Annotated in this window: 4 protein-coding genes; all 4 read right to left on the reverse strand. The window is 72.3% G+C overall.

Going from position 1 to position 6,587, the window contains the following annotated elements; genetic code table 11:
• Nucleotides 1-179: 179 nt before the first annotated feature.
• On the reverse strand, nucleotides 180-2,510 hold the full coding sequence (glgB, locus tag HMPREF3105_RS05340) for a 1,4-alpha-glucan branching protein GlgB (protein WP_070708926.1): 2,331 nt from the start codon (nucleotides 2,508-2,510) through the stop codon (nucleotides 180-182).
• A 40-nt stretch (nucleotides 2,511-2,550) separates the two neighbouring features.
• Nucleotides 2,551-4,650, reverse strand: coding sequence for an alpha-1,4-glucan--maltose-1-phosphate maltosyltransferase (locus HMPREF3105_RS05345; protein ID WP_070708927.1), 2,100 nt, complete (start codon nucleotides 4,648-4,650; stop codon nucleotides 2,551-2,553).
• Between the two features lie 104 nt (nucleotides 4,651-4,754).
• Nucleotides 4,755-5,546: an ABC transporter ATP-binding protein gene (locus HMPREF3105_RS05350; RefSeq protein ID WP_036382449.1), complete on the reverse strand. Its 792-nt coding sequence runs from the start codon at nucleotides 5,544-5,546 to the stop codon at nucleotides 4,755-4,757.
• Complete coding sequence (locus HMPREF3105_RS05355; protein ID WP_070708928.1) at nucleotides 5,539-6,528, reverse strand: ABC transporter permease; 990 nt, start codon at nucleotides 6,526-6,528, stop codon at nucleotides 5,539-5,541. Before HMPREF3105_RS05355 ends, HMPREF3105_RS05350 begins: the two co-directional genes overlap by 8 nt.
• Nucleotides 6,529-6,587: the final 59 nt, after the last annotated feature.

The following is a 6,587-nucleotide window of genomic DNA, read 5'->3' on the forward strand; positions in this document are numbered from 1 at the left end:
TTGAGCACGAGATGGAACTCTACACACGAATCCCACCGAACACAAAATCAGGGGCGGCACCCGGCGTGCGGTCAAGGGTGGGCGGCCGGTTTCCGCCTGTTCTCGCGGATTCCTTCGGCCTGGCCCGCCCCGTTCGACGCTCCAGCGCCGTCACCCCCGGCCGTGACGTGCACCACTCCTCAGGGCGTGGCCGTCGTGTCCAGGGTCGGCTGGAGCCACAGGGTGGTCAGCGCCGGCACGTTCACCGTGACGTGGGCCGGCTGGCCCTGCCACTGGCCCTCGTGTGCCGCGATCACCTCGGACTGGCCGGTCTGCTCCCGCCAGCCGTCACCGTGGAAGTCGGTCGCATCGGTGTCCAGCACCACCGTCCACTCCCCCGCGGACGGCACCCCCACGCGCAGCCCCTGACGCGGCGACCCCGAGAGGTTGGTGATGCACAGCAGCGGGGCGCCGCCCGGTTCAGCGGCCGGGACCGCGGCGCCGTCGTCGTCGATCCGTGTCTCCGGCACCACCTGCGCCGCGGGCATGCGGAGGAACACGAGCGTGTTGCCGTCGGCGTCGCCGCCGTCCACCCACGAGAATCCCTCCGGGCTGTGGTCCAGCGACCACAGCGCCGGCTTGCTGCGGTAGAGCGCGTTGAGCTCCCGGATCGTCAGCTGGACCCCGCGGTGCGCCTCATCCCACGAGACGGGCCAGTCCAGGCCCTCGCCCTCGGACCACTCGCTCGGCTGCGCGTACTCCCCGCCCATGAACAGCAGCTGCTTGCCGGGGTGCGCCCACATGTACCCGTAGTAGGCGCGCAGGGTCGCCAGCTGCTGCCGTCGGTCGCCCGGGATGCGGCCCAGCAGGGAGCCCTTGCCGTGGACGACCTCATCGTGGGACAGCGGCAGCACGTAGTTCTCCGAGTAGGCGTACACCATGGAGAGCGTCCACTGCTCGTGGTGCCACCGGCGGTTGACCGGGTCCTGGGACAGGTAGGCCAGGGTGTCGTGCATCCAGCCCATGTTCCACTTCTTGCCGAAGCCGAGACCGCCCGCGTCCACGGGAGCGCTCACCCCGGAGAAGGCCGTGGACTCCTCCGCGATCATGTGGACGCCGGGGTGCAGGCGGTACACGGTCGCGTTGACCTCGCGCAGGAAGTCGATGGCCTCGAGGTTGTGGTTGCCGCCGTGCACGTTGGGCTCCCACTGCCCGTCCTCGCGCGAGTAGTCCAGGTAGAGCATCGAGGCGACGGCGTCCACGCGCAGCCCGTCGATGTGGAACTCGCCGAGCCAGTAGAGCGCGTTGGCCACGAGGAAGTTGCGGACCTCGGTGCGGCCGAAGTCGAACACGAGGGTGCCCCAGTCGGGATGTTCGCCCCGCCGCGGGTCCGGGTGCTCGTACAGGGCGGTCCCGTCGAAGCGCGCGAGCGCCCACTCGTCCTTCGGGAAGTGCGCCGGCACCCAGTCCACGATGACGCCGATCCCCGCCCGGTGGAGCGCGTCCACCAGGTGCTTGAACTCGTCCGGGGAGCCGAACCGGGAGGTGGGGGCGTAGTAGCCGGTCACCTGGTAGCCCCAGGACCCGCCGAACGGATGCTCCGCGACCGGCAGGAACTCCACGTGCGTGAACCCGAGCCACTGCACGTACTCCACGAGCTGCTCGGCCAGCTCGCGGTAGTCGAGCCCGGGCCGCCACGAGCCCAGGTGCACCTCGTAGACGCTCAGCGGGCGCTCGTGCGGGTCCGTGAGACGGCGGCGCTCCATCCAGGTGCGGTCCCCGAAGGCGTAGTCGGACTCGAGCACACGCGAGGCCGTGGCCGGCGGGACCTCCGTCCAGCGGGCCATCGGGTCCGCCTTCTGCCGCCAGAGCCCGTCCCGGCCGAGGATCTCGAACTTGTAGCGGTCGCCGTGACCGACGCCAGGCACCAGCAGCTCCCACACGCCGGAGGAGCCGAGGGACCGCATGGCATGGGTCCGGCCGTCCCAGCCGTTGTGGTCGCCCACCACGCGCACGGCCCGCGCGTTCGGCGCCCAGACCGCGAAGGCCGTGCCGACGGCCTCGCCCGCGGAGGTGCGGACCACGCGGGCGCCGAGCACCTCCCACAGCCGTTCGTGCCGGCCCTCCCCGATCAGGTGCAGGTCCAGCTCGCCGAGCGTGGGCAGGTGCCGGTACGCGTCGTCCTGCTCCTGGACGGGGCCGGTCGTGCCGTCCTCGGTCTCGTATGCCACCTCGACGCGGTAGTCGCCCGCGGCGGCCCCGGCCACGCGGGGCGTCGGGGCCACGCCCGCGAACACGCCGTCGTGCTCGTGCGTCAGCTCCACCCGTTGCCCGTCGCCGGCGCGGACCACCGTGACCGTGCGCGCCAGCGGGCGCAGCACGCGGTAGGTGACCGCCGCGCCGTCGGGATGCGGGTGGGCGCCCAGCACGGTGTGCGGATCGTGGTGCCGGCCCTGCGCGACGGCGGCCAGCACCTCCGGGTCCACGGCGAGCGGGGCGACGGCGGGACGGGGGGCGGCGGACGGGGTCATGGCGATTCCTGTTCTGGGGACGGCGGGCGTCGGGAGCGGCTCAGCCGTTCCGGACGACCCGCAGGACATGGGCGGGCTCGACGTTCGGGTCCAGGCGGACGTACGGGGTGCGGCCCCACCGCCAGCGCTGGCCGGTGAGCAGGTCCTCCACCTCGACGGCCCCGGACGCGTCGCGGTCCTCGGGGCGCAGACGCAGCGCCTCGAGGTCCAGGTCCAGGGTCGCCTCGACGACGTCGTGCGGGTTCGTGGTGACGACGACGATCAGGGTGTCCTCCGCGGGACCGGCGTCGGTGACCGCCTCGGCGTCCCGGTGCGCACCCTCGGGCCGGGCCGAGCGCGTCTTCGAGAACACGAGCAGGTCAGGGTGCGTCGAGGCGTGCAGGGTCAGGTTCTGCAGGTCGCCCAGCGCCGGGTGCGCCGCGCGGATCTCATTGAGCCGGGTGAGGTACGGGGCGAGCGAGGCACCCGCGGCCTCCGCGCCCTCCCAGTCCCGGGGGCGGTACTCGTACTTCTCGTTGTCGATGTACTCCTCCGCGCCCGGCCGGGCCACGTGCTCGAACAGCTCGAACCCGGCGTAGACGCCCCACAGCGGGCTGGCCGTGGCGGCGACGACGGCGCGGATCCGGAACGCGCCCGGGCCGCCGTGCTGCAGGTACTCCGTGAGGATGTCCGGCGTGTTGACGAAGAGGTTGGGGCGATAGAACGCCGGCGTCTCGTGCGAGATCTCCTGGAGGTACTCCGCAAGCTCCTCGGCCGTGTTCCGCCAGGTGAAGTACCCGTAGGACTGCTGGAACCCGACCTTGCCCAGGGCGTGCATCATCGCGGGACGGGTGAAGGCCTCGGCGAGGAACACGACGCGCGGCTCCTCGGCGCGGACCTTCGCGATCAGCCACTCCCAGAACCACAGGGGCTTGGTGTGCGGGTTGTCCACGCGGAAGATGTGCACGCCGCGGGCCACCCAGCCCCGCACCACGTCCAGCACCGCCTGGGCGAGGCCGTCCGGGTCGTTGTCGAAGTTCAGCGGGTAGATGTCCTGGTACTTCTTCGGCGGGTTCTCCGCATACGCGATGGTGCCGTCCACGCGGGTGGTGAACCACTCCGGGTGTGCGGTGACCCACGGGTGGTCCGGGGAGCACTGCAGGGCCAGGTCCAGGGCCACTTCGAGGCCCTCGTCCGCGGCCGCGGCCACGAACGCCTCGAAGTCCTCGACGGTGCCCAGGTCCGGGTGCACGGCGTCGTGTCCGCCCTCGGGCCCACCGATCGCCCACGGCGAGCCCGGGTCCTGCGGCCCGGCCGTCAGCGTGTTGTTCGGACCCTTGCGGTGCGTGGTGCCGATCGGGTGGATCGGCGGCAGGTAGACCACCTGGAAGCCCATCCGGGCGACCGCCGGGAGCCGGTCGGCCGCCGTCCCGAAGGTGCCGGAGGACCACGTGCCGGAGGCCTCGTCGAAGCGGGCGCCCTCGGAGCGGGGGAAGAACTCGTACCAGGCGCCGCGGCCGGCGAGCTCGCGCTGCACGTCCAGCGGGTAGAGCTCGGAGCTCGTGAGGTGCTCCCGCACGGGGCGGGCGTGGAGGACGGCGGACACCTCCGCCGACTCGGCGGAGGCCAGGCGCTGGGCCGGGATGAGGGACTCGTCCTCGAGGCCGCGAACGACCTCCTCGAACACGGCGCGGTCCTCGGCCGAGCGCTCCGCGTCCTCGGCGGCCCGGCGGAACAGGGCGGCGCCCTCGGCGAGCATCAGCTCCACGTCGATGCCGGCGGCGATCTTGACGGTGGCCGCGTGCTTCCACGTGCCCACCGGGTCGTCCCAGCCCTCGACCACGAACTGGTGCAGGCCCGGCTCGGCGGGCCGCAGCGTGGCCACGACCTCGTCCAGCCCGGGCCGGCCCGGACGCATCTGCACGCGCTGCACCTCGGCGCCGGCCGGGTCGAGCAGACGGACGGTGGCGCGCACGGAGTCGTGGCCCTCGCGGAACACGGTGGCGCGGACGGGGATGTCCTCGCCGACCACGGCCTTCGCCGGGAACCGGCCGTCCAGCACGACGGGCTGCACGTCCGTCACCGGGATGCGCCCCGTGACGGTCTGGAGGCGGACATCGGCTGCGGTGGCGCTCTGGGTGTCGGGCTTCACGGTGCTCACGCCACGACGCTACCCCGCGGCCGCGCCGGTGAGAACGGCCGGCCCGCCCGCCCGCCGTGGGGCGGAGGGGCGGGCCGGGGACACGGGGGCGCCGGACGGGACGCTCAGGACAGCATGGTCTTGTCGTCCACGACGGCACCCTTGATCTTGCCGAACTCGGCCAGCAGGTCCGCCGGGGTGCGCCCGGCCTTCTCCTGCTCGTCCAGCTCGAGGATGATCCGGCCGTCGTGCATCATGATCAGCCGGTTGCCGACCTCGAGGGCCTGGGACATGTTGTGCGTGACCATCAGCGTGGTGAGCCGGTGCTCGGCCACCACCTGCCGGGTCAGGCGGGTCACCAGCTCCGCCCGGGACGGGTCCAGGGCGGCGGTGTGCTCGTCCAGCAGCAGGATCTTCGGTCCGGAGAACGTGGCCATGAGCAGGCTGAGCGCCTGACGCTGGCCGCCGGAGAGCAGCCCGACCTTGGCGGTGAGGCGGTTCTCCAGGCCGAGTTCGAGCTTCGTGAGCTCGTCGCGGAACATCGCGCGCCGGGCGCGGGAGACGCCCCGCGAGAGCCCGCGGGCGTGCCCGCGTCGCCAGGCCAGGGCCATGTTCTCCTCGATCGTGAGGTTCGGTGCCGTGCCCGCCGTCGGGTCCTGGAACACCCGGCCGATCGAGGCCGCGCGGCGGTGGTCCGGCATGCGGGTGACGTCCTTGCCGCCCACGGCCACGGTGCCGGTGTCCGGGAGCAGCTTGCCGGCGATCGTGTTCAGGATCGTGGACTTGCCGGCGCCGTTGGAGCCGATCACGGTGACGAAGTCGCCCTCGGCCAGGTGCAGGTCGATGCCCTGCAGGGCGCGCCGCTCGTTGACGGTGTTCGGGAAGAAGGTCTTGGAGACCTGCGAGATCTCAAGCACGGGGGGCCTCCTCGGGGACGGATGCGGCGGGGGCGGCGCCGCCCGGCTCGCCGGTCAAAGGCATGCCGGCGGTGGCCGGAGCGGCGGCGGCCGGCCCCGGGGGCGCGGCCGTGCCCCGAGTGCGCAGGCTCAGGCGCTTGGCGAAGCCGAAGCGCGGCAGCAGCAGGGCCACGACGACGAGAGCCGCGGAGATCAGCTTCATGTCGTTCGGGCTCAGGCCCGCGTTGAGGGCGAACTGGATGATCAGGCGGTAGAGCACGGCGCCGACGATCACGGCGAGCGTCGCCCAGAAGACCGTGCGCTGGCCGAACACGGCCTGGCCCACGATCACGGACGCCAGGCCCACGAGGATGAGGCCGATGCCCATGGAGATGTCCGCGAAGCCCTGGTACATGGCCAGCAGGGAGCCGCCGAGGGCCACGAGGCCGTTGGAGATCATGAGGCCGAGGATCTTCATCCGGTCCGTGGAGACGCCGTACGAGCGGATCATCTCCTCGTTGTCACCGGTCGCCTGCAGGGCGAGGCCCAGGTCCGTGTGCAGGAACCAGTCGAGGATCAGCTTCACCACGAACACGCCGAGGAAGAGCACGAGGATCGAGCCCCAGTTCCGGGCCAGGCCCAGGTCGTCGAGCCACGTGAACAGGGTGTCCTGGCCGAGCAGGGGGATGTTGGCCTTGCCCATGATCCGCAGGTTGATCGAGTAGAGCGCGATCATCGTGAGGATGCCGGCGAGCAGGCCGTCGATCCGGCCCTTGGTGTGCAGCAGGCCGGTGACGAGGCCCGCGAGCGCGCCCGCCACGAACGCGGCGAGCATGGCCAGTGGCACCGGCGTGCCGCCCGTGATGAGCACGGCGGCCGTGGCGGCGCCGGTGGTGAACGAGCCGTCCACCGTGAGGTCGGGGAAGTCGAGGATGCGGAAGGTCAGGTACACGCCGAGCGCGACGACGGCGTAGATCAGACCCAGTTCCACTGCGGTCAGCATGGGGTGGGTGCCTTTCGGGCGGTGCGAGGGGGACGGACGACGGCGGGCGGGGTGGGCCG

The sequence above is a fragment of the Micrococcus sp. HMSC31B01 genome (assembly GCF_001816085.1).
Classification (GTDB): Bacteria; Actinomycetota; Actinomycetes; order Actinomycetales; family Micrococcaceae; genus Micrococcus; species Micrococcus luteus.